The sequence below is a fragment of the Amycolatopsis roodepoortensis genome (assembly GCF_024628825.1).
Classification (GTDB): Bacteria; Actinomycetota; Actinomycetes; order Mycobacteriales; family Pseudonocardiaceae; genus Amycolatopsis; species Amycolatopsis roodepoortensis.
The window spans coordinates 6,890,592-6,913,016 of record NZ_CP102415.1 but is presented as its reverse complement, the minus strand read 5'-3'; the positions used below and the strand labels follow the sequence as shown (position 1 = coordinate 6,913,016).

Here is a 22,425-nt window from a genome sequence, read left to right as displayed (position 1 = left end):
GCAGCCGGCGGTGTCGCGAAAGCCACTTTCGCGACGTCTGACGTCCCGAAAGTGGCTTTCGCGACATGCTCCACCGAGGGGCGGCGCGAGCCTCAAGCCCGGTCGATGACCGCCTTGAGGAACCGCCGCGTCCGGTCGTGCTCCGGATCGTTGAACAGCTTGTCCGGCGTGGCGTCCTCCAGCACCTGCCCCTGGTCGAACATCATCACCCGATCAGAGACGTCGCGCGCGAACTGCATCTCATGCGTGACACACAGGATCGTGATGTCGGTGGACGTCGCGATCTCCCGCAGCACGCGCAGGACGTCGGCGACCAGTTCCGGGTCGAGCGCCGAGGTCACCTCGTCCAGCAGCAGCACGTCCGGCCGCATCGCGAGCGCGCGGGCGATCGCGACGCGCTGCTGCTGGCCGCCGGAAAGCCTGGTGGGGTGCTCGTCCTTCTTTTCCGTGAGCCCCACCATTTCCAGCAGTTCGACGGCCCGCGCCTCGGCCTCGTCCCTCGGGACGCCGAGCGAATGGATCGGCGCCTCGGTGATGTTGCGCAGCACGTTCATGTTGGGGAACAGGTTGAACTGCTGGAACACCATGCCGATCCGTTTGCGCGCCTCGCGCAGGTACTTCTCGTCCGCGGGTACCAGTTTTCCGCCGCGTTCCCTATGACTCAGGTAGTCGCCGCAGACCTCGATGGTCCCGCCGTCGACCTTCTCCAGTGTCATCAGCAGCCGCAGGATCGTCGTCTTCCCGGACCCGCTCGGCCCGATCAGCGAGACGAACTCCCCCGGCGCGACGGTGAAATCGAGGTCCCGCAGCACGACGTGATCCCCGTAGGACTTGACCACCTGCGAGAACCGGATCATCGGGGAATCAACTGTGGGCGGCACGTCGCTCCAACCTTCTCACCAGAATCGAAGCCGGCAGGCTCACCAGCAGGAACAGCACCCCGGCCAGGGTGTACGGCTCGACGACGCGGAACGTGTCGGCGCCGACCTCCTTCGCCCTCGCCAGGACGTCGACGACGCCGATCGCCAGCAGCAGCGGCGTTTCCTTGAACATCGAGATCGTGTAATTGCCGAGCGCGGGCAACACCCGCGGCACCGCCTGCGGCAGGACGACCGCGGTCCACACCCGGGACCTCGGGAGGTTCAGCGCGGTCGCGGCCTCCCACTGTCCTTTCGGGACGGCCTCGATCCCGGCACGGTAGACCTCGGCCGCGTACGTCGCGTAATGCACACCGAGCGCGATGACGCCGGTGACGAACGGGGACAACGTCATCCCGCCCACCGGCTGGATCACGTAGTAGAGAACGAACACCTGGATCAGCAGCGGCGTGCTGCGCACGAACTCGATGAACAGCCGGACCGCCTGTGACAGCACGGGTATCCCGGTGCGGTGGATCAACGCGAACACCAGGCCGAGCACGTAGCCGACCGCCGAGGCGAGCAGGGTGATCTCGACGGTGACGAGAAGCCCTTCCAGCAGAAGGGGAACCGAATTCGCGGCGGATTCCCAGCTCCAGTCCATCACACACCTCCCGCGGTTGCCGTCATCTTGGCCGGGGCCCGGCCGAGGCGCCGCGCGGCGAGCCGTTCCAGCAGCCGCATCCCGCTCGTGATCAGCAGCGCGAGCACGAGGTAGAGCACGAGTTCGGTGCCGTAGATCCAGCCGATCTCGGCACTGAACACCGGCCGCAGCAGTTCACCCTGGCGGGCCATCTCCGGAACCCCGATGAACGACAGCAGCGCGGTGCTCTTCAGCAACTGGATGAAGAGATTGTTGAACGGTGGCAGCATTTCCGCGAACGCCTGCGGCAGGATCACCCGCCGCATCCGCTGGGCCGGGCTCAGGTTGAGCGCGACGGCGCCCTCGAACTGCGCGCGCGGGACCGAGTTCACCGCGCCGCGGACGATCTCCGCGCCGTAGGCCCCGTGGTTGAGCCCCAGCACCAGGATTCCGGCGAACATCGGGACCAGCTGGAGGCCGACCAGCACCGGAAGCACGAAATAGAGCCAGAACAACTGGACGACTTCCGAGGTGCCGCGGAAGATCTCGACGTAGACCCGGGAAATCCCGCGCACCGCCCGGGACCGGGACCTCAGCGCCAGCCCGGCGGCCAGCGAGAGCACCACGGTGAGCGCGATCCCGCCGAGCGCCGCGGTGACGGTCGCGGTCAGTCCACTGAGGACGGACGTGATGATATGCGATACCGACGACGACATGTGGTCCGCCTCGTCACACCGCGCAGAGTTTCTCGGTGGTGACATCGGGCTTCGGCAGGTTGTCCGCCGAGAACCCGAACGGTGTCACGATCCTGGTCCATTCGCCGCTGTCCTGCAGCTTCTTGAGTTCGACGTTGAACGCCTCGCGCAACGGGTTGTCGTCCTTGCGGAAGACGAAGGCGCCGGCGGACACGACCGGTTTGCCGTCCTTGATCGGGTCGAAGCCCGGCGTGACCTCGGCGGCCGCGCCGGGGCTCTTGCTCAGCACGTCCTTGAGGGAGATGTCGGTGAGCGCGGCGCAGTAGACCCGGCCGTCGGTGACCGCGCGGAGCATGTTGTCCTGCGAATCGAGCGTGACGATCTGGTCCTCGGCGACGCCGGAGTCGGTCGCGTACCCCTTCTCCACGGCCGCCGAGAGCACGGCGACCTTGACCTTCTTGGCCGCGATGTCCTCGAACCTCAGCACCTGCTGCGGATTCCCCTTGGGTACCAGCAAAGCCGTCAGTGCCGAGTAGTCGGGGATCGAGAAGGCCGCCGCGTCGCACCGTTCCTTCTTGATGTTCATCCCGGCCGCGACGACGTCGTACTTCCTGGCGTTGAGCGCGGGGATCAACTGGTCGAAGGAGACCGCTTCGGCTTCGACGTTGTCGATGCCCATGGCCTTGAAGACGGCGCGGGCGACCTCGGGCGCCTCACCGGTGACCTTGCCGCTCTGGTCGGTGAAGCCGTACGGCGCCTCGTTCGCGATACCGATCTTGATCTTCTTGGAGCTTTTCGCCGCCTCCAACGCGTCCCCGGAAGTCGTCGTCGTGCACGCGGACAGCAGCACCGGACCGCCGATCGTCACCGCACCGAGAACCGCGGACCGCCGAAAGAACTCCCGCCTCGACCACTCGCCGTGCACCATCGCGGCACCTCTTTTCGATTAATCGGTTTTAATCGAAACGTAGGTGGGTACCTTGGCGCGGGCAGTGTGAGCGGGTGACGAACCATCCGCTGTTACGGTACCGAGATTTACGGTGACTTTATGTGCTCAGGCCGTGGCGCTCGCGCACCAATCCGACAATTCCGTCCATGATGTCGGTGAGTTCGTAGTCCTTCGGCGTGAACACCTTCGCGATCCCCCGCTCCAACAGGAGCTTCTCGTCGTCGGGCGGGATGATGCCGCCGACGATGACCGGGATGTCGCCCGCGCCCGCGGCCCGCAGGCCGTCCACGACCTGCGGCACGACCTCGAGATGCGAACCCGAGAGCACCGAGAGCCCGACGACGTGCACGCCCTCCTGGACGGCGGCCGCGACGATCTGCTCCGGCGTGAGCCGGATGCCCTGGTACACCACCTCGAAACCGACGTCGCGGGCCCGCACGGCCACCTGCTCCGCGCCGTTGGAGTGCCCGTCGAGACCGGGTTTGCCGACCAGGATCCGCAGCCGCTCGCCGATCTCGGTGTTCGTCGCCTTGACCCGCTCGCGGACCCGGCGGATCTCCTCGTTGCCCTCGCCCGCGGCCGCCGACGCGGAAACCCCGGTGGGAGCGCGGTATTCGCCGAACACCTCGCGCAGCGCGCCCGACCATTCACCGGTGGTGACTCCGGCGCGGGCGCACTCGATCGTCGCCTCGAACAGGTTCTCCGACGTCTTCGCGATGGTCTTCAGCTTCTCCAGCGCCGACTCGGCGGCCGCGTTGTCGCGCCGCGTCCGCCACTCCTCGATCGCGGTGACGGCCTGCTTTTCGACGGCGGGGTCGATCGTTTCGATCGCCTTGGCCCCTTCGGCCTGCAACGGCGAAGGCTCGGTGGTCTCGAACTTGTTGACCCCGACCAGGATCCGCTCACCGTTCTCCATACCGCGCCGGTACTCGGCGAGCGAGGCGACGAGCTGCGACTTCATGTAGCCGCTCTCGACGGCCGCCACGGCGCCGCCGAGATCCTGGACGCGCGCGATCTCCTCGCGCGCGCCTGCCATGATCTCGTCGACCTTGGCCTGGATGACGTGCGAGCCGTCGAAGATGTCCTCGTACTCCAGCAGGTCGGTCTCGAACGCGAGCACCTGCTGCATCCGCAGCGCCCACTGCTGATCCCACGGCCGGGGCAGGCCGAGCGCTTCGTTCCACGCGGGCAGCTGGATCGCGCGGGCCCTGGCGCCGCGGGAAAGCGAGACCGCGAGCATCTCCAGCACGATGCGCTGGACGTTGTTCTCGGGCTGCGCCTCGGTCAGGCCCAGCGAGTTGACCTGCACGCCGTAACGCAGCCGCCGCGCCTTGGGATCCGTTACGCCGTAACGGTCCCGGGTGATCTCGTCCCAGAGCGCGGTGAACGCGCGCATCTTCGACATCTCTTCGACGAACCGCACACCGGCGTTGACGAAGAACGAGATCCGCGCGACGACCTTGGCCATGTCGGCCTGCTCGACCTGGCCGGAATCGCGGACCGCGTCGAGGACGGCGATGGCGGTGCACAACGCGTACGCGACCTCTTGCGTCGGCGTCGCGCCGGCTTCCTGCAGGTGATAACTGCAGATGTTGATCGGGTTCCACTTCGGCACGTGGTGCACGGTCCACGCGATCATGTCGGTGATCAGGCGGAGACTCGGGCCCGGCGGGAAGATGTAGGTGCCGCGGGAGAGGTATTCCTTGATGATGTCGTTCTGCGTGGTGCCGGTGAGCTTCGCCAGCACCTCGTCCACGTCGCGGCCCTCGGCTTCGGCCTGTTCACGCGCCACGGAGACGTAGAGCGCCAGCAGCCACATGGCTGGCGCGTTGATCGTCATCGACGTGTTGGCCTCGGCGAGCGGGATGCCGTCGAAGAGGCGCCGCATGTCGCCGATATGCGAAACCGGGACGCCGACCTTGCCCACCTCGCCCTTGGACAGCTGGTGATCGGGGTCGTAGCCGGTCTGCGTCGGCAGATCGAAGGCGACCGAGAGGCCGGTCTGCCCCTTCGCGAGGTTGCGGCGGTACAGCTCGTTGGACGCGGCCGCGGACGAGTGGCCCGCGTAGGTCCGCATCACCCAGGGGCGGTCCCGTTCACGGTCCGTGGGATAGGGCACGGTGCACCTCCGAGTCGGGCACAGCTGGACGACCGCCTGAGTGTACCGGCCGGTAACATCGGCCGCGCGGTTGTATTGCACACAGTCGAGTCCTTCTCGGTGGCTGAATCGAACACAGTCGGGTCATTCTCCGGCCATCGATCCCTGACGCTGTCGTGCCTCGTCGACGGCTTTCGCGAGCTTCTCGCGCACTTTGGCCACATCGCTGACCCCCACCAGGATGATCGGCGGCTCGCGGTCCTTCCCGGTACCCGCGCCGAAGTTCGCCGACGCCCACGCCAGCACACCGAGCCTGCCGAAGGTGATCGTCCCGGTCTTGCCCGGCCCGGGGGTGACGACGGGGTCGGCCAGCGCGGCCAGCGCCGCGGACTCCTCCTTGCGCCGGACGAGCGAACTGGTCGCGATGACCCGGCCGTCCGTCACGGCGTAGGTCGTCGAGGCGAGCCTGAGGTAGCGGATCAGCGGCCTGCCGGCGAGGTGGAAGACGCCCGCGGCGGTGAGCACGACCCACGCGGCCAGGTGGAACGCCGTGTCGTGGTTGGCGGCGAAGAACAGCGTGACACCGCCCAGCCAGAGCAGGCCGACGGGGACGTTGAACCGGTCGCCGGGATTGAAGAGGGGCCTGCGCACCGGCTGCCCGGCCCAGATGACCCGTTCGCCTGGAAGGAGGTCGATCTGCCCCTCATGCATGCCACGGCACACTACCCGTCCGGGGGATGGGCGAGGAGTGTCCGTTCGTCGGTGAAATTCCGGGCCGAACGGACCTATCGAGTGGTCGGTGCAGGTGGGTCGTGAGTGGCGATTCGGGTTAGAACCCGAATCGCCACTCACGACCCACCCGGCCCAGCGCCCACCGCGGCCGTGCTCGGGACTGTGACCGAAATCCGCGAGACTCACCCCGCGCCCGGCGTCTAGCGTGGGTGACCGTGACGTGGAGTTCGTACAGCAGCTATCTGGTCATCGTCGTCCTGATCGTCCTCGCGCCCGGGCCGGACACGATGGTGATGCTCAAGAACTCGCTGTCGGGCGGCACCCGCGGCGGCTTCCTCACCACGGCCGGGATCTTCGTGGCCAACGCCGTCCAGGGCACCGCCGCCGCGCTCGGCCTCGGCGTCGTCATCGCGCAGTCGCAGCCGGTGTTCGTGACGCTCAAATGGGTCGGTGCCGCGTATCTGGTCTTCCTCGGTTTCCAGGCGCTGCGCGGTGCGTGGCGAGGCGACTACTCCGGTGTCACGGCGGCGAAGCAGCAACGGTCGAGCGGCTTCCGCCGTTTTCGTGAGGGCTTCCTTTCCAACATCACCAACCCGAAGGTGCTCGTGCTCTACCTGTCGGTGCTGCCGCAGTTCCTCGATCCGGCGACGACGTCGGCATGGCACGCGCTGCTGCTCGCGTACACCGTCGCGGTGCTGGGCGCGGTCTGGCTGCTGACGCTGCTGTTCTTCGTGCACCGCGTGCGGGCCTGGCTGGAACGCCGCAAGGTCCGGCGTGCGCTCGACGGCGTCACCGGGACGGCGCTGGTCGGTTTCGGCACGGCGTTGGTGCTCGAATCATGACCTGGGGCGTATACGGCGGTTTCGCGCTGATGATGCTGGCGCTGGCGCTCGTCCCGGGGCCGGACAACATGGTAGTGCTGAAGAACGCGCTGTCCGGCGGTGTCCGCGGTGGTGGCTGGGCCTGTTTCGGCATCGGCGTCGCGAACCTCGCGCAGGCGACCGCGGCGGCGCTCGGCCTCGGAGCGGTCATCATGAACTCGCGGCCGGTGTTCGAGGCCGTGAAATGGGCGGGCGCGGCCTACCTCTGCTACCTCGGCGTGCGGGCCCTGATCGGTGCCTTCCGCGGCGACTACGGCCGTCTCGCCGAAACCGCCGCCACGCGGAGCGGATTTCGCCGCTGGCGGGAGGGTTTCCTCTCCAACTTCACCAATCCGAAGGTCCTCGTGCTGTACCTGTCGGTGCTGCCGCAGTTCCTGACCCCGGGCGTCACCGGCACCGGCGACGCCCTGCTGCTGGCCTACACGATCGCGGCGGCGGGCACCGTCGCCCAGCTCCTGCTGCTGTTCTTCGTGCACCGCGTGCGGGCCTGGCTGGAACGCCGCAAGGTGCGCCGCGCGCTCGACGGCGTCACCGGCACCGCGCTGGTCGGTTTCGGCGCCGCTCTCGTACTCGAGTAACCCCTTCGGTCGTTCACGCGATACTCCAGATGTCGCAAGGGCGCGACCCAGGGAGGCTTCGATGAACAAGAAGACCTACGGCGTTATCGCCGGAGCCGCCTTCTCCCTCCTTCTCCTCGGCGCGGGCCCGGCCGACGCCGGAGAGCGCGGCAACGGCGGCGCTCCTCCCGGCCACGCCAAGGACACCACCAAACCGCAGCCGCCCTCCAAAGCGGACTTCTCCGGGCACGGTGCCAACAAGCACGGGCCCTACGACTCCACCCGCGACGGTTCGCCGTCGGCCAACGGCAACGGCGGTGGTGAGGCCGCCGGTAAACCCTGCGCCGGTTGCGTCGGCAAGGCCGACAACAAGAACCCGCCCGGACAGCTGCCCGGCGGCTCGGACGCCAACGCGGGTTACGAATGCGACCGCAACCACGGCGTCGGTCGCGGCAATCCCGCGCACACCGCCTGCGTGCCGGACCGGACACCGCCCGCCACGAACCCACCGGCCGAGACTCCCCCACCCGGGGGATCGCACGGCGAGGTCGCCCGTCCCGTGGTCGTGCCGGCAGCGGTCCAGGCCGCGGCCGTCGCGCCTCGCGCCGACAGCGCGGTCAGCGCCGCCGCGAGCCCGCCTTCGCTGGCCAAGACCGGTTTCGAGCTCGAACCCGTGCTACTGACCGGCCTGGGTTCGCTGGCCGCGGGCGCCATGCTGTACGCCGGGACCCGGCGGCGCAGGGACGCGTGACTACTTTCGGCGGATGACTTTCGGGCGCCCACCACGTTGAATCCCGTCTCCAGAAGCACGAGACGAGGAGGCCGTTCGTGAGGTTCACCCCCGCCGCCACCGTCGCGGCGCTGGCCGCCGCCCTGCTGCTGGGCGGCGCCACCGCCGCGCCCGCGATCAACTCCTACAACGCCACCCCGGCACCGGAGCGCACCGAGGTCGGCGCCCTCGTCGCGACCTGGGACAACGACGGAGACCCCGCCACGCCCGATCGGGTCGACTGGGTGTGCTCCGGCACGATGGTCGACGCCGACACCTTCCTCACCGCCGCGCACTGCACCAGCGATTGGCCCGCGAACGTGCGGTTCTTCGTCTCGCTCGACCAGGACGTGCAAGCGGGTCTCGACGCCGCGGCGAAGAAATACCCCGGCGACCCGGTGGCGGTCGCCAAGGCCGTCGCCGTCGAAGGGGTCGCGCACAACGAGCCCGGCTACCCCGGTAACTCTGCCGACTCGCACGACATCGCCGTCGTCCAGGTGCCCGCGAAGCAGATCGCCGCGCGCTGGAGCTTCACCCCGGCCACGTTGCCGAGCGCCGGCCAGCTCGACGCGCTCGGGCCGCAGGGGCTGAACTCGACGCCGTTCGTGGTCGCCGGCTACGGCACGCAGGAAGCCGTGAACGGGCCGGGCGGGCACACCCATCCGGGCGGCGGAGTCCGGATGAAGGCGCCGGTCACCTTCAACGCGCTGAACAACACCTGGGTACGGCTCGGGATGACGGCACCCCAGGGCAATGGCGGTGCCTGTTACGGCGACTCCGGCGGGCCGAACTTCGCCACCATCGGCGGCAAGCGCGTCCTGGTGTCGACGACCATCACCGGCGACGGGCCCTGCTACGCCACCAACGTCACCTACCGGCTGGACTCGCCGTCGTCGCGTGACTTCCTCGCGCCGTTCGTAGCCCTGCCCTGATCGCGCGTGAAGGCCCCTTCCCTCGGCTGAGCCGAGGGAAGGGGCCTTCACGCGCGTTCGATCAAGCTCGGTCCGGCTCGCCCGCCACGCGTTCGATCCTGGCACCGAGCCGGTTCAGGTTCTCGACGAAATGCGGGTAACCGCGGTCGATGTGGAAGACGTCCCAGACCTCGGTGACGCCGTCCGCGCAGAGCCCGGCCAGGACCAGCCCGGCACCGGCGCGGATGTCCGCGGCCCACACCGGAGCGCTCGAAAGCCTCTCCACGCCCCGCACGACGGCGTGGTGGCCGTCGGTGCGCGCGTCGCCGGAAAGCCGCATCATCTCCTCGATGAAGCGGAACCGGGCCTCGTAGATGTTCTCCGTGATCATCGACGTGCCTTCGGAGACCGCCGACAGTGCCACCGCGAACGGCTGCAGGTCGGTCGCGAAACCGGGGTACGGCAGCGTCACCCAGTCGACGGCCTTCGGGCGCTCGTTCTGGACGATGCGGAAACCCTCGCCGTCGAACGTCTCGACCTCGGCGCCCGCCAGGCGGAGCTTGTCGAGGACCAGGTCGAGGTAATGCGGGTTGACGCCGCGGACGGTCAGGTCGCCCCTGGTCATCGCGGCGGCGAACGCCCAGGTCGCGCCGACGATCCGGTCGCCGATCACGCGGTGCTCGGTGGGGTGGAGCTTCTCGACGCCCTCGACGGTGAGGGTCGAGGTGCCCGCGCCTTCGACCTTCGCGCCCATCTCGGTCAGCATCGTGCAGATGTCGACGATCTCGGGCTCGCGCGCGGCGTTGTCGATGACCGTGGTGCCCTCGGCGAGCACGGCGGCCATCAGGATGTTCTCGGTGGCGCCGACGCTCGGGAAGTCCAGCCAGATCTGCGCGCCGCGCAGCCCGTCGGCCTTCGCCACGACGCAGCCGTGCTCGATGGTGCTGGTGGCGCCCAGCTTCCGCAGGCCGTTCTGGTGCATGTCCAGCGGACGGGACCCGATGGCGTCACCGCCCGGCAGCGCCACGACGGCCTGCTTGAGCCGTCCGACCAGCGGGCCCAGCACGCACACCGACGCGCGCAGCTTGCCCATCGCGGCCGAATCGGCCCGGTGCGACAGCTCGGCCGGCGTGGTGATCTTGGCGGTGTCGCCGTCGATGACGACGTCGCAGCCGACACTGCGCAGGACGTCGCCCATCAGGGGGACGTCGAGGATCTGGGGGCAGTTCGTGATGGTCGTCGTGCCCTCGGCCAGCAGGGCCGCGGCCATCAGTTTCAGGACGCTGTTCTTGGCCCCGACCACGTCGACCTCGCCGACCAGCCGTGCTCCGCCGTGCACGTCGAAGTGCTCGCTCATGGGCGCCAATCATGCCCTCTCGCCCGGATTTGCCTTACGCCGGGCCGGTAGAGTCGGCTTCATGGTCGTTCGCATCAACCGCGTGTACACGAAGGTCGGCGACAACGGCACCACGGCGCTCGGCGACGGCTCCCGCGTGCCGAAGACCTCGCCGCGGCTGGGCGCGTACGCCGACGTCGACGAAGCCAACTCCGTCATCGGGCTCGCGCTCGCGATGGGTGGTCTGTCCGAAGAGATCACGCGGGTCCTGCGCGCGGTGCAGAACGATCTCTTCGACGTCGGCGCGGATCTGTGCGCGCCGATCGTGGAGAACCCGCCGTACGAACCGCTGCGGATCACCGAGCGGTACATCGAACGGCTGGAAGGCTGGTGCGACGAGTTCAACGAGCGCGTGCCGAAGCTGACGTCGTTCATCCTCCCCGGTGGCACTCCGGGGGCGGCTTTCCTGCACCAGGCCCGCACGGTCGCGCGGCGGGCGGAGCGGTCCGGCTGGGCGCTGTTCGAGGCCGAACAGGCCACGACGAACCAGCTGGCGATCAAATATCTGAACCGGCTTTCGGATCTGCTGTTCATCCTGTCGCGGCTGGCGAATCCGGACGGCGACATCCTGTGGCAGCCCGGCGGGGCGGACTGAAGGACGCTTCCCCCGCATCGGATGCGGGGAAAACGTCCTTCAGCTCACAATCGGCCCTGCTCCTGTGCTGCCCAATAGCGCTCGAGGTCGACTTCGGGCGTGCCGTCCTTGCCCGGGTCGATCGCCTTCATCGTGATCGTGTCCTCCAGGGACACGGCTTCGGGAAGGTGGCTCCAGCGGTTCGTGTCCTCGCTCTGAGTCATAGACCGAGAATAGACGTGCATCACGTCGGAAAGCCGGTAGAAATGCCGCTTCGTGATGATCCCATGTTTCCGCCGGCGCATTCAGAGGACTAAACGCCCCAGGAAGCCCGGAGCGAAGCGAGCGCGTCGTGGAAGCCGGGGAACGTCTTCTTCACGCAACCCGGGTCGTCCAGCGTGATCCCGGGCGTCCGCAGCCCCGTGACACTGAACGCCATCGCGATCCGGTGGTCCCGCCGGCACTTCACCAATGCCCCCGTCGGCACACCCGGCCGGATTTCGATCCAGTCCCGCCCGGTCTCGACCGGGACGCCCATCGCGCGCAGGTTCTCCTCGCACGCCGCGAGCCGGTCGCATTCCTTGATCCGCGTGTTGTAGACGTCCTCGATCCGCACCGGCCCGTCCGCGAACGGCGCGATGGCCGCGAGCGTCGGCACGGTGTCGGAGATGTCGCGCATGTTCACCGTGACACCGCGCAGCCCGCCCGTCCCGGTCACCGTCACCGCGTCCGGGCCGACCTCGACGTCCGCGCCCATCTGCCGCAGGACCTCGACGAAGGCGAGGTCGCCCTGCAACGCGCCCTCGCCCAGGCCCGGCACGGTCACCGAGTTGCCGGTCAGCGCGGCGGCCGCGAAGAAGTAGCTGGACGTCGACGCGTCGGGCTCGATCTCGTAGCGGCAAGCCCGGTACGGCGCCGGCGGCACGACGAACGTGTCACCCTCCCGGACGACCTCGACGCCGAAGCGCCGCATCATCGCGATGGTGATCTCGACGTAGGGCACCGAGACGAGGTCGGTCACGGTGATCCGCAGCCCCTCGGCCGTCAGCGGGCCGACCAGCAGCAACGCGGTCAGGAACTGCGAGGACAGCCCCGCGTCCAGTGTCAGCTCCCCGCCCTTGATCCCGTCGGCCCGCACCACCAGCGGATGGTGCCCCGGCTCGCCTTCGAAGGTGAGGTCGACGCCCAGTTCCAGCAGCGCGTCGGTGAGCGGCCCCAGCGGGCGGGCACGCATCTGCTCGGAGGCGTCGAAACGGAAGGTGCCATGCCCGGCGGCGGCCAGTGCGGGCAGGAAGCGGGCGGTGGTGGCGCCGTCGCGGCAGAAGACGTCGGCGCTGTCGACGGCGGGGCCCTCGGGCCTGCCCTCGATCGTCCACTCGCCGGAAGCGCGGGAGACCTGATAGCCGAGCTTGAGGAGGCCTTCGGCGAAGCCCTCGGAGTCGTCCGAACGCAGCGGCCTGCCCAGTACGGTCGTCCCGTGGGCGGCGGCCGCGAGGAACAGGCCTCGGGCGGTGATCGACTTCGAACCGGGGATGTCGACGGTGGTCACGGCGTGAGCATACGGCGTGCTCGAACGCGGAACTCGCGTGATCAGAGGCGTAACTCGCGTGATCGAAGGCGTAACTCAGGAAGCGCGCGGGAGGCGGCGCCCGGGCGGGGCCGATTCGAGCCAGGAGAGGAAGCCGGTGAGGGCACCGGGGCCCATCGCGATCTCGATCGCCTCCTGCGTGGCGGACTCACACCGCAGGACGATCGAGCCTTCGGGGACGGCGTACGCCTCCGTGCCGGAGGGATCGCGCCGGTCCGCGATCTCCATACTCGCCCGCTGGAAGACCCGGTCCGGGCCGGTCCGCAGGCTCCACACCCGGAACCAGACGAACTCGTCGCCCTCGTAGCGGCCCAGCCCCAGATGCCAGCTGGACCGCGCCTCGTCCGGACGCCACCGCAGGGCGACACTCACGCCACCACCGCGGCGCATCCGGACCCACCGCAACGAATACCAGGCCACGACGACGGCCAGGACGGTCAGGGCCCCGAGAACACCCACGGCGATTTCCACGGCCCGGCCCCTGCCCGTCGCCCGGTCAGACCGACTGACCGGCCGCGCGAAGCTGGGCGGTCGCCCGAGCCCGCTCTTGCTCGTCTTCGCCGCTCAGCGCCTTCTTGGCCGCGTCGACGTCGATCTCGTCCGAAAGCTCCGCGCTCTCGGCGAGGATGCTCACGCCGGTCGCGGTGACCGACAGGAACCCGCCGTGCACCGCGGCGGTCACGGTCTCGCCGTCCGTGGTCGTCACCTTCACGACGCCACCCTCGACGAGCTGGCCGAGAACCGGCTCGTGACCGGCCATGATGCCGATCTCGCCCTCGGTGGTCTGCGCCACCACGAACGTGGCGGTACCCGACCAGAGACGGCGCTCGACGGCTACCAGCTCGACAGAAATCTCAGCCACGTAGCTTCCCTTCACCTCAGGTGCTGGCACCGAGTGTAATAGTCGAAGTTCCCGGTATGCGAACGACGGGACCAGCGTCCACAGTAGACACTGATCCCGCCGCTCATCGGAACATCACTTCTTGGTGATTTCCTTGTACTTCTTCTCGAGGTCTTCGAGGCCACCGATACCCAGGAACGCCTGCTCCGGGTAGTGGTCGAAGTCGCCCTTGGTGATGCGGTCGAAGGACTCGATGGTCTCCGACAGCGGCACGGTCGAGCCCGGGATCTGCGTGAACGCCTCGGCGACCAGCATGTTCTGCGACAGGAACCGCTCGATGCGGCGCGCGCGCTGAACGGTCAGCTTGTCCTCTTCCGACAGCTCGTCCATACCAAGGATCGCGATGATGTCCTGCAGCTCCTTGTACTTCTGCAGGATCCGGATGACCTCGGAGGCCACGCGGTAGTGGTCCTCACCGACGATGGCCGGGTCGAGAATGGTCGACGTCGACGCCAGCGGGTCCACCGCCGGGAAGATGCCCTTCTGGAACACCGACCGCGAAAGCTCGGTGGTGGCGTCCAGGTGGGCGAACGTCGTCGCCGGGGCAGGGTCGGTGTAGTCGTCCGCGGGGACGTAGATCGCCTGCATCGAGGTGATCGAACGACCACGGGTCGAGGTGATCCGCTCCTGGAGCTGACCCATCTCGTCGGCCAGCGTCGGCTGGTAACCCACGGCCGAAGGCATGCGGCCCAGCAGGGTCGACACCTCGGAACCGGCCTGGGTGAACCGGAAGATGTTGTCGATGAAGAGCAGCACGTCCTGGTTCTGCACATCGCGGAAGTACTCCGCCATGGTCAGCGCGGACAGCGCGACCCGCATACGGGTGCCCGGCGGCTCGTCCATCTGACCGAAGACGAGGGCGGTGTCGTTGATGACGCCGTCCTCGGACATCTCCAGGAAGAGGTCGTTGCCCTCACGGGTGCGCTCACCGACACCGGCGAACACCGAGGTACCACCGAAGTTCCGGGCGACACGGGTGATCATCTCCTTGATGAGCACCGTCTTGCCGACGCCGGCACCGCCGAACAGGCCGATCTTGCCACCCTGCACGTACGGGGTCAGCAGGTCGACGACCTTGAGGCCGGTCTCCAGCATCTCCGTCTTGCCCTCGAGCTGGTCGAAGGACGGCGGGTTGCGGTGGATGCCCCAGCGCTCGAGGTCGTCGCCGTAGCCGGGCTCGTCGAGGCACTCGCCGAGCGCGTTGTAGACGTGGCCCTTGACCTTGTCGCCGACCGGCACCGTGATGGGGCCGCCGGTGTCGGTGACCTCGGCGCCACGGACGAGGCCGTCCTGCGGCTGGAGCGAAATGGTGCGGACGAGGTTGTCACCGAGGTGGCTGGCGACCTCGAGCGTCACCGTCTTGCGCAGCTGCTCGAACTCGATTTCGACCTTGAGCGCGTTGAACTGGTCGGGGACGGAACCGCGCGGGAATTCGACGTCGACGACCGGGCCGGTCACCGAGACGATGCGCCCCTTGGCACGGGCTTCAGTACTGGTCATCAGTCATCACTTCCTGCTGCGGTGAGAGCGTTCGCCCCACCGACGATTTCGGAGATCTCCTGGGTGATCTGCGCCTGGCGGGCCTGGTTCGCCTCCCGCGTCAGCGTGTTCACCAGTTCGTTCGCGTTGTCCGACGCCGCCTTCATCGCGGTGCGGCGGGCCGCGAGTTCGGACGCGGCCGACTCGAGCATCGCCGCGAAGATCCGCGTGTTGATGTACTTCGGCAGCAGCGCGGCGAGCAGCTTCTCGGCGCTGGGCTCGAACTCGTAGCTCGGGAGCAGGCTTTCGGGCTTCTCTTCTTCGCCCTCGACGTACTCGACCTCGAGCGGCGCGACGCGCTTGGCGGTCGGACGCTGGGTGAGCATCGAGACGAACTCGGTGTAGACGACGTGGATCTCGTCGACACCCAGGATGCCGTCGGCGTTGCCCGCCTCGTCGTCGGCGCCGTTCAGGAACGACTCGACGATGAGCTCACCGGCCTCGGCGGCGTTGACGTAACCGGGCTGGTCGGAGAAGCCCGTCCAGCTTTCGGTCACCTCGCGGCCGCGGAACCGGTAGTAGCTCAGGCCCTTGTTGCCGGTCACGTACAGCACCGGCTCCTTGCCCTGTTCACGCAGCAGCGTGAGGAGCTCCTCGGTCGCCTTCAGCACGTTGGAGTTGTACCCACCGCACTGGCCCTTGTCGCTGGTGATCACGAGGACCGCCGCGCGCTTCGGGTTGGGGCGCTCGACCAGAAGCGGGTGGTCGAGGTTGGCCGAGGCACCGGCCAGGGCCGAGAGCACGTTCGTGATCTCGTCCGAGTAGGGCCGGGACGCCGCGACCTTCGCCCGCGCCTTGGTGATGCGCGCGGTGGCGATGAGCTCCATCGCCTTGGTGATCTTGCCGATGGACTTGGTCGCCTTGATACGCGACCGGAGTTCTCGGAGTTGTGCGGCCATGAGCTATCAGCTCACTTCTTCGGGGCGGGCTTGTTGACCTTGACGGTCTCCTGCCCGACCTTCTCGGCGTCCATCGCGTCGGAGACCTCGACGAGGCTCTTGCCCTCGGCGGTGGTGAACTCCTTCTTGAACTCGTTCACCGCGTCGACCAGCCCGGCAGCGGTCTCGTCGGAGAACTTGCCCGACTCGCGGATGTCCTTGAGGAGCTCGCCGTGCTTGCGGCGCGCGGACTCGATGAACTCGTGGTTGAAGCGGCGCACGTCCTCGGTCGGGACCGAGTCGTAGTGCCCGTTGGTGCCCAGGTACACGGTGACGACCTGCTCCTCGACCGGGATCGGGGAGTACTGGGGCTGCTTGAGCACCTCGTACAGGCGGGCACCGCGCTCGAGCTGCGCCTTCGACGCGTCGTCGAGGTCCGAGGCGAAGGCCGCGAAGGCCTCCAGCTCGCGGTACTGCGACAGGTCGATACGGAGCGAACCCGAAACCGACTTCATCGCCTTGACCTGCGCGGCACCACCCACGCGGGAGACCGAGATACCCACGTCGATGGCCGGGCGCTGACCGGCGTTGAACAGGTCCGACTGGAAGAAGCACTGGCCGTCGGTGATCGAGATGACGTTGGTCGGGATGTACGCCGACACGTCGTTCGCCTTGGTCTCGATGATCGGGAGACCGGTCAGCGAGCCCGCGCCCAGCTCGTCCGAGAGCTTCGCGCAACGCTCGAGGAGACGGGAGTGCAAGTAGAAGACGTCGCCGGGGAAGGCTTCACGGCCCGGCGGGCGACGCAGCAGCAGGGAGATCGCGCGGTAGGCGTCGGCCTGCTTGGTCAGGTCGTCGAACACGATGAGGACGTGCTTGCCCTCGTACATCCAGTGCTGGCCGATGGCCGAACCGGTGTACGGCGCGATCCACTTGAAGCCGGCGGAGTCCGACGCGGGGGCCGCGACGATGGTGGTGTACTCCATCGCGCCGGCGTCCTCGAGGGACTTCTTCACCGCGGCGATCGTGGAGCCCTTCTGGCCGACCGCGACGTAGATGCAGCGAACCTGCTTCTTCGGGTCGCCGGACTCCCAGTTGGCCTTCTGGTTGATGATCGTGTCCACCGCGACGGCCGTCTTACCGGTCTTGCGGTCACCGATGATCAGCTGACGCTGGCCACGGCCGATCGGGGTCATCGCGTCGATCGCGGTGATACCGGTCTGCAGCGGCTCCGACACCGGCTGGCGCTCGACCACCGAAGCGGCCTTGACCTCCAGCGGGCGGCGGTCGGTGGTCTCGATCTCGCCGAGGCCGTCGATCGGGGCGCCCAGCGGGTTCACGACGCGGCCGAGGTAGCCCTCGCCGACCGGAACCGAAAGGACCTGCCCGGTCCGCTTGACTTCCTGGCCTTCGACGACGGTCTCGAAGTCACCGAGGATCGCGGCACCGATGGAGCGCGCGTCCAGGTTCAGCGCCACGCCGAGGACCCCGCCGGGGAACTCGAGCAGTTCGTTGGCCATCGCCGAGGGAAGGCCCTCGACGTGGGCGATACCGTCACCGGCGTCGATGACGACGCCAACTTCTTCCCGGCTCACGTCCGGGGCGTAACTCGAGACGTAGTTCTCGATCGCGCTACGGATCTCATCCGAGGAGATCGTCAGCTCCGCCATTTCAATCCCGCTCTCGCTTCGTTCGTGCCAGTGTGCAAAGTCGTTGTTGTGGGTCAGCCGGCCAGCCGGCGACGCAGGGCGTCGATGCGCCCCGCGGTGCTGCCGTCGATGACCTCGTCGCCGACGCGGACCACCAGTCCGCCGCCGAGTGACGGGTCGACCTCGACGTGCAGCGCGAGCTGCCGCCCGTACAGGGCGTTGAGCTTCTCGCTCAGCCGAGCGTGCTGCTCTTCGGACAGCGCGCTGGCGCTGGTCACCTGGGCGACCGAGCGCTGACGGCGTTCCGCGGCCAGCTGGACCAGCCGCTCGAGGGCATTGGCGACCCCGCGGCCCTTGGCGCGCAGGACGACCTGCTCGACGAGGGTCTTGGTGACCACGTCCACCTTGTCGGCGAACAGGGTGCGGACGAGGTTCCGCTTCGCCTCGGCGGGAGCGGTCAGGTCGGACAAGGCCTGTTCGAGCTCCGGCGCACCCGCAACGATACGAGTGACCCGGAACAGCTGGTCTTCGACAGCGTCGATGTTCCCGGACTTCTCCGCACTGGTGAGCAGCGCCGAGCGGCCGAGGGCCTCGAGCCCGTCGGTCAGTTCGCGCGGGCTCGACCAGCGGCTGCCGGCCACGGAGTCGAGCACCTGCAGGGCCGGCTCGGAAACCTTGCCCGCGAGGATCCCGCGGGCGAGGCCGATCCGGGCTTCGGGCGTGGCCGAACCGTCGGCGACGGCCCGGCGCAGGCCGATCTCCCGGTCCAGCAGGGCGACGACCGAAAGCAGCTCGTCGCCGACCGTCGCCGGGTCGGTACCCGCTTCGGCCAGAACCTCGCCGAGACGATTCTCGGCGAGGTCGAGCGCTTCACGGCTCGCAGCATGCAGCGTCATTCTGGTCTACTTCCCCGCTCCGAGACCGGCACCGTTGGTACCGGCGGTCTCCAATTCGGCCAGGAACCGGTCCACGGTGCCGTGACGGCGCGCGTCGTCCGCGAGCGACTCGCCGACGATGCGGCTGGCCAGCTCGACGGAGTTACGGCCGAGTTCGGCGCGCAGTTCGGCGATGATCTGCGCCTTCTGGGCCTGCAGCTGAGCCTGGCCCTGGGCGACGATGCGCTGGGACTCGGACTCCGCCTCGGCCCGCAGTTCCGCCTTGATCTGCTCGGCTTCGAGCCGGGCGTCGTCGCGGATCTTCGCGGCCTCGGAACGGGCTTCCGCCAGCTGCGCCTTGTACTGCGCAAGGTTTTCTTCGGCTTCGGCCTGAGCCTTCTCGGCCCGCTCGATGCCACCCTCGATCAGCTTGGTCCGCTCTTCGTAGGTCGCCTCGAAACGCGGAACGACGTACTTCTTCAGAACGAACAGCAGCAGAAGGAAGGCGATGAACCCGAGGATGAGCTCGGGAACGTGCGGCACGATCGGGTTGGGCGCGTCTCCGGCGGCCAACACCAATTCGGTCTTCAGCACAACGTCTCCTTAAGCGAGATGAGCCTGGAAAAACTCAGCCGACGGAGGCGAGGAAGTAAATAACGATACCGATCAGCGCCAGCACCTCGGTCAGAACGAAGGTCGAGAAGGCGATGCTCTGCAGCTTGCCCTGCGCCTCCGGCTGACGGGCGGTGCCGTTGATGACCGCGGCGAAGATCAGACCCACACCGATACCGGGGCCGATCGCGCCGAGGCCGTAGCCGATGGCGGCGAGACCCGGGTTGATGTTGGAAGCGGCCTCGGCAGCCTGCGCAAGAACGATGTTGCTCACGTGCGTTTCCCTTCAAACTCGGTCCGCGCGACTCACGCGGATCGGGGGCTTTTGGTGTTTCTCAGTGCTCCGACGCCAGCGCGGCGCCGATGTACCCTGCGGACAGCAGTGCGAAAATGTATGCCTGCAGGACCTGGATGAATGCCTCCAGGAACGTCATCGCGATGGCGAACAGGAACGCCACCGGCGACGCGACCTTCACGATGCCTTCACCTTCGGTCAGCAGGAAGCTCCCGCCGAGCGTGAAGACCATGATGATGAGGTGCCCGGCGAACATCGCCGCGAAGACCCGGATGGCCAGCGTGGCCGGCGCGATGAAGAACTTCTGCGCGAACTCGATGGTGGAGTACAGCGGCAGAACGAATCCGGGGATGCCGGGCGGCGCCAGTTCCTTCTTCATGTAGTGACCGAAGCCGTGGCGCTTGATGCCGACGTAGTGGTACACCGGGTAAACAACGAGGAACGCGAGAGCGACGGGGAAGCCGAACCGGGCCATCGTCGGGAACTGGAAGAACGGGATGATCCCGAAGAGGTTGTTGACCAGGATGAAGCTGAACAACCCCAGGATCAGCGGAATGAACGGCTTGAAGTCGGCCGAACCGATCTGCTCACGCGCGATGTTGTTGCGGCCGAAGTTGTAAATCGACTCGGCGATGAACTGTCCCTTGCCGGGGACGACCTTCAGCCGGCGCGACGTCACCATGAAGTAGGTGATGATGATGATCAGGGAGATGATCACCAGCAGCATCGGCTTGGTGAAGCTCAACCAATAGCCGGAACCGAACAACGGCGGCAGGTTGAAGTCTTTGACACCAGGCGGCGCGAACTCCGCACCCTCGGCTAGTACCAGCGCGCCCACTGGGCTCCTTCCGGTTCTCCCGGCCGGCGTTCACTCCGCCGGGGGAATCGTCACGATCTGGACTTAACGTACCCGACACGTATCGGGCCGTCGGAGGCGGCCACCCCACGATGTGCTGAACACGGTTTCACGTTCCGCACACGAGGATTCTCGATGCAGCGCTCCCGGGAGACAGACGCCTACCAGCGGGTAATGAGGGACGATTCAACGCCGCCGCCACACTGCTGTTCGGGGTTCGTCATCAGGAGCCGGCAGCCGAGGCCGCCGCCCATACGCGGACCATATCAGCAGGTTCCGACAGGCCGTACAGGCGTACTACATTGCCCCCGATCGGCCGAGGACCTAGGTCCCGCCCCAGGTCAGGACCTCGGTCCCGGAATCAGCGGGAAGCGGGGATGATCGTCGGGATCTTGGTCTTGCGGAAGGCCGCGAACTCCACCGCGGCGGCCACGAGGATCGCGACGATCATGGTGACGCCCAAGGCCATCGGGTGGATCGAGGTCACCCCTCGCAGGAGGCTCAGCGCGCCGAACAGGACGACGACCTTGAGCACGTAACCACCGAGAGCGATCACCATCACGAACATCGGGTCCATACCCGCGCTGAAGCGCATCAGGCCCAGCGTCGCGAGAGCGGACACGATGGCGAGCACACCACCGATGACCGAGCCGAGCAGGCCCGGGAGTCCATTGAGGATGGTGAAGACCACGATGCAGACCAGCACCGCGGGCGGCACCAGCTTCAGGGAAGCCTTTGTCATCGCGTTGGCCGCCTGCAGGACCACCTTGGCGTGGGGGTTCTCCTCCGCCTCGACGGTCTTCTCGGTCTCGCTCACAGAAAACTCCCTGGTCGTCTCAGCCCGCCAGTGTAGGCCCGCGCCGTCGCGGGCGGTTCAGGCGGTCCGGTTCCGGGACCGCAGCCGCGGCACGATCGACACCAGGGTCGCCAGCACGAAGCCGAATCCGACGATCCAGAAGACCGCGGCGCTGTCGAACAGCGTGACCGAAACGGCGCCGAACGCGAGCAGGCCCGCCCACAAGTAGATGAGCAGTACCGCGCGGCGCTGGGAATGACCGATCTCCAGCAGGCGGTGGTGCAGGTGCATCTTGTCCGCGGCGAACGGGCTCTCACCGCGGCGGGTGCGGCGGACGACCGCCATGATCAGGTCGAGCATCGGCACGAACAGCACCGCGGCGACGACGACGAGCGGCGAGAGCAGCGCGAGCGCGTCCTTGCCGCTGAACTGCGGGTACGGCACGCGGCCCGAGGCGGACGTCGTCGCGCCCGCCAGCATGAGGCCGATCATCATCGAACCCGAGTCGCCCATGAAGATCTTCGCGGGCTGGAAGTTGTACGGCAGGAAGCCCAGACAGGCCCCGGCGAGCGTGGCGGCGATGAGGGCGGGCGGGTACGCGCCGACGTCGCCACCCGAGGAGTCGAGCAGGCCGAGGGAGAAGGAGCACGTCGCCGCGGCGGCGATGAAACCCAGACCGCCGGCGAGCCCGTCGAGGCCGTCGACGAAGTTCATCGCGTTGACCATGACGACCACCAGCACGACGGTCAGCAGCGCGCCCTGGTTCTTGTCCAGCACCAGGACCTGGCCGAAGGATTCGCCACCGCCGCCCCACGGCACCCAGAACGACACCCACTGCACACCGAAGATCACCAGGATCCCGGCGCACATGACCTGGCCCGCCAGTTTCGTCCAGGCGTCCAGCTCGAACCGGTCGTCGAGGGCGCCGATCAGGGAGATCACGCCCGCGGCGAGCAGGACGCCCAGCGAGTCGAAGGAGAAGTCGAAACCGCGGCTCAGCGCGGGCAGCTGGTGCGCGAGCCCCATCGCGGCGGCGACACCGAGGAAGATGCCGATACCGCCCATCCGCGGGATCGGGGTGACGTGGACGTCGCGGGCCCGCGGGTTGGCGATCGCGCCGATCCGGATCGCGACCCGGCGCACGACGCCGGTGAGCAGGAAGGTCACGGCCGCCGCGGTGAGGGCGACGAGGAGGTATTCCCGGATCGGGAGGCCTTGCGTAGGAGGCATGATGCGTTACGCCACCGAGGTCCAAGTCACTCGAACACGCTACCGCGTCAGGGGGATACGGCGGCCAACGGTCCTGCTGTCACCACGCCCCGCTTCGCGTGTCGTCCGTCCGATCACGTGTGTCGTCCGCCTGATCACACGTGA

At 67.9% G+C, this 22,425-nt stretch carries 25 protein-coding genes; 5 read left to right on the top strand and 20 right to left on the bottom strand.

Features of this window, described 5'->3' with window-relative positions; all coding sequences use genetic code 11:
- Positions 1-92 precede the first annotated feature (92 nt).
- From ehuA to NQK81_RS33090, 6 genes are all read right to left on the bottom strand, one after another.
- Positions 93-857, bottom strand: coding sequence for an ectoine/hydroxyectoine ABC transporter ATP-binding protein EhuA (gene ehuA / locus NQK81_RS33115; RefSeq protein WP_257489901.1), 765 nt, complete (start codon positions 855-857; stop codon positions 93-95).
- Between the two features lie 7 nt (positions 858-864).
- The gene (ehuD, locus tag NQK81_RS33110; RefSeq protein WP_257484600.1) at positions 865-1,521 is read right to left on the bottom strand and encodes an ectoine/hydroxyectoine ABC transporter permease subunit EhuD; all 657 of its coding nucleotides are present in this window, start codon (positions 1,519-1,521) and stop codon (positions 865-867) included.
- On the bottom strand, positions 1,521-2,216 hold the full coding sequence (gene ehuC, locus NQK81_RS33105) for an ectoine/hydroxyectoine ABC transporter permease subunit EhuC (RefSeq protein WP_257484599.1): 696 nt from the start codon (positions 2,214-2,216) through the stop codon (positions 1,521-1,523). The genes ehuD and ehuC overlap by 1 nt, the downstream gene beginning before the upstream one ends.
- Positions 2,217-2,229: 13 nt before the next feature.
- On the bottom strand, positions 2,230-3,123 hold the full coding sequence (gene ehuB / locus NQK81_RS33100) for an ectoine/hydroxyectoine ABC transporter substrate-binding protein EhuB (protein WP_257484598.1): 894 nt from the start codon (positions 3,121-3,123) through the stop codon (positions 2,230-2,232).
- Between the two features lie 118 nt (positions 3,124-3,241).
- Positions 3,242-5,263, bottom strand: coding sequence for an ethylmalonyl-CoA mutase (locus NQK81_RS33095; RefSeq protein WP_457960274.1), 2,022 nt, complete (start codon positions 5,261-5,263; stop codon positions 3,242-3,244).
- 123 nt (positions 5,264-5,386) lie between these two features.
- Positions 5,387-5,953: a hypothetical protein gene (locus tag NQK81_RS33090; protein WP_126732663.1), complete on the bottom strand. Its 567-nt coding sequence runs from the start codon at positions 5,951-5,953 to the stop codon at positions 5,387-5,389.
- Between the two features lie 236 nt (positions 5,954-6,189).
- On the opposite strand from NQK81_RS33090, the gene NQK81_RS33085 reads away from it, so the two are divergent.
- From NQK81_RS33085 to NQK81_RS33070, 4 genes are all read left to right on the top strand, one after another.
- The gene (locus NQK81_RS33085) at positions 6,190-6,816 is read left to right on the top strand and encodes a LysE family translocator (RefSeq protein ID WP_257484597.1); all 627 of its coding nucleotides are present in this window, start codon (positions 6,190-6,192) and stop codon (positions 6,814-6,816) included.
- Positions 6,813-7,433: a LysE family translocator gene (locus NQK81_RS33080; RefSeq protein ID WP_257484596.1), complete on the top strand. Its 621-nt coding sequence runs from the start codon at positions 6,813-6,815 to the stop codon at positions 7,431-7,433. The genes NQK81_RS33085 and NQK81_RS33080 overlap by 4 nt, the downstream gene beginning before the upstream one ends.
- 61 nt (positions 7,434-7,494) lie before the next feature.
- The gene (locus tag NQK81_RS33075; protein WP_257484595.1) at positions 7,495-8,163 is read left to right on the top strand and encodes a hypothetical protein; all 669 of its coding nucleotides are present in this window, start codon (positions 7,495-7,497) and stop codon (positions 8,161-8,163) included.
- A gap of 77 nt (positions 8,164-8,240) precedes the next feature.
- Complete coding sequence (locus NQK81_RS33070; RefSeq protein ID WP_257484594.1) at positions 8,241-9,113, top strand: trypsin-like serine protease; 873 nt, start codon at positions 8,241-8,243, stop codon at positions 9,111-9,113.
- A 61-nt stretch (positions 9,114-9,174) separates the two neighbouring features.
- Here NQK81_RS33070 and murA read toward each other — a convergent pair whose 3' ends face one another.
- Positions 9,175-10,449, bottom strand: a complete 1,275-nt coding sequence (gene murA, locus NQK81_RS33065) for a UDP-N-acetylglucosamine 1-carboxyvinyltransferase (RefSeq protein ID WP_034308927.1) — start codon at positions 10,447-10,449, stop codon at positions 9,175-9,177.
- A 61-nt stretch (positions 10,450-10,510) separates the two neighbouring features.
- Between murA and NQK81_RS33060 the strand changes: the two genes are divergently transcribed.
- Positions 10,511-11,083, top strand: a complete 573-nt coding sequence (locus NQK81_RS33060) for a cob(I)yrinic acid a,c-diamide adenosyltransferase (protein ID WP_257484593.1) — start codon at positions 10,511-10,513, stop codon at positions 11,081-11,083.
- 44 nt (positions 11,084-11,127) lie between these two features.
- Here NQK81_RS33060 and NQK81_RS33055 read toward each other — a convergent pair whose 3' ends face one another.
- The 13 genes from NQK81_RS33055 to NQK81_RS32995 all read right to left on the bottom strand — a co-directional run bounded on the left by NQK81_RS33055 (position 11,128) and on the right by NQK81_RS32995 (position 22,281).
- Entirely contained in the window at positions 11,128-11,286 is a 159-nt protein-coding gene (locus NQK81_RS33055) for a hypothetical protein (protein WP_257484592.1), read from the bottom strand.
- A gap of 89 nt (positions 11,287-11,375) precedes the next feature.
- Positions 11,376-12,611, bottom strand: a complete 1,236-nt coding sequence (aroA, locus tag NQK81_RS33050) for a 3-phosphoshikimate 1-carboxyvinyltransferase (RefSeq protein ID WP_257484591.1) — start codon at positions 12,609-12,611, stop codon at positions 11,376-11,378.
- A 75-nt stretch (positions 12,612-12,686) separates the two neighbouring features.
- Entirely contained in the window at positions 12,687-13,121 is a 435-nt protein-coding gene (locus NQK81_RS33045; protein ID WP_126732655.1) for a DUF2550 domain-containing protein, read from the bottom strand.
- A gap of 25 nt (positions 13,122-13,146) precedes the next feature.
- Complete coding sequence (locus NQK81_RS33040; protein WP_044852809.1) at positions 13,147-13,512, bottom strand: F0F1 ATP synthase subunit epsilon; 366 nt, start codon at positions 13,510-13,512, stop codon at positions 13,147-13,149.
- A 114-nt stretch (positions 13,513-13,626) separates the two neighbouring features.
- Positions 13,627-15,051: a F0F1 ATP synthase subunit beta gene (atpD, locus tag NQK81_RS33035; protein WP_007028325.1), complete on the bottom strand. Its 1,425-nt coding sequence runs from the start codon at positions 15,049-15,051 to the stop codon at positions 13,627-13,629.
- The gene (locus NQK81_RS33030; protein WP_257484590.1) at positions 15,051-15,989 is read right to left on the bottom strand and encodes a F0F1 ATP synthase subunit gamma; all 939 of its coding nucleotides are present in this window, start codon (positions 15,987-15,989) and stop codon (positions 15,051-15,053) included. Before NQK81_RS33030 ends, atpD begins: the two co-directional genes overlap by 1 nt.
- An 11-nt stretch (positions 15,990-16,000) precedes the next feature.
- Positions 16,001-17,638 (bottom strand): F0F1 ATP synthase subunit alpha, encoded by a 1,638-nt coding sequence (gene atpA / locus NQK81_RS33025; RefSeq protein WP_257484589.1) that lies wholly within the window; start codon positions 17,636-17,638, stop codon positions 16,001-16,003.
- A 53-nt stretch (positions 17,639-17,691) separates the two neighbouring features.
- Complete coding sequence (locus NQK81_RS33020; RefSeq protein ID WP_257484588.1) at positions 17,692-18,513, bottom strand: F0F1 ATP synthase subunit delta; 822 nt, start codon at positions 18,511-18,513, stop codon at positions 17,692-17,694.
- Between the two features lie 6 nt (positions 18,514-18,519).
- Positions 18,520-19,086: a F0F1 ATP synthase subunit B gene (locus NQK81_RS33015; protein ID WP_257484587.1), complete on the bottom strand. Its 567-nt coding sequence runs from the start codon at positions 19,084-19,086 to the stop codon at positions 18,520-18,522.
- A 34-nt stretch (positions 19,087-19,120) separates the two neighbouring features.
- Positions 19,121-19,378: an ATP synthase subunit C-like protein gene (locus NQK81_RS33010; RefSeq protein WP_016336856.1), complete on the bottom strand. Its 258-nt coding sequence runs from the start codon at positions 19,376-19,378 to the stop codon at positions 19,121-19,123.
- A 61-nt stretch (positions 19,379-19,439) separates the two neighbouring features.
- Positions 19,440-20,237: a F0F1 ATP synthase subunit A gene (gene atpB, locus NQK81_RS33005; RefSeq protein WP_257484586.1), complete on the bottom strand. Its 798-nt coding sequence runs from the start codon at positions 20,235-20,237 to the stop codon at positions 19,440-19,442.
- Between the two features lie 379 nt (positions 20,238-20,616).
- Positions 20,617-21,072 (bottom strand): Cg1360 family ATP-synthase-associated protein, encoded by a 456-nt coding sequence (locus NQK81_RS33000; protein ID WP_257484585.1) that lies wholly within the window; start codon positions 21,070-21,072, stop codon positions 20,617-20,619.
- 57 nt (positions 21,073-21,129) lie between these two features.
- Complete coding sequence (locus tag NQK81_RS32995; RefSeq protein ID WP_126732648.1) at positions 21,130-22,281, bottom strand: glycosyltransferase family 4 protein; 1,152 nt, start codon at positions 22,279-22,281, stop codon at positions 21,130-21,132.
- Between the last annotated feature and the right edge of the window lie 144 nt (positions 22,282-22,425).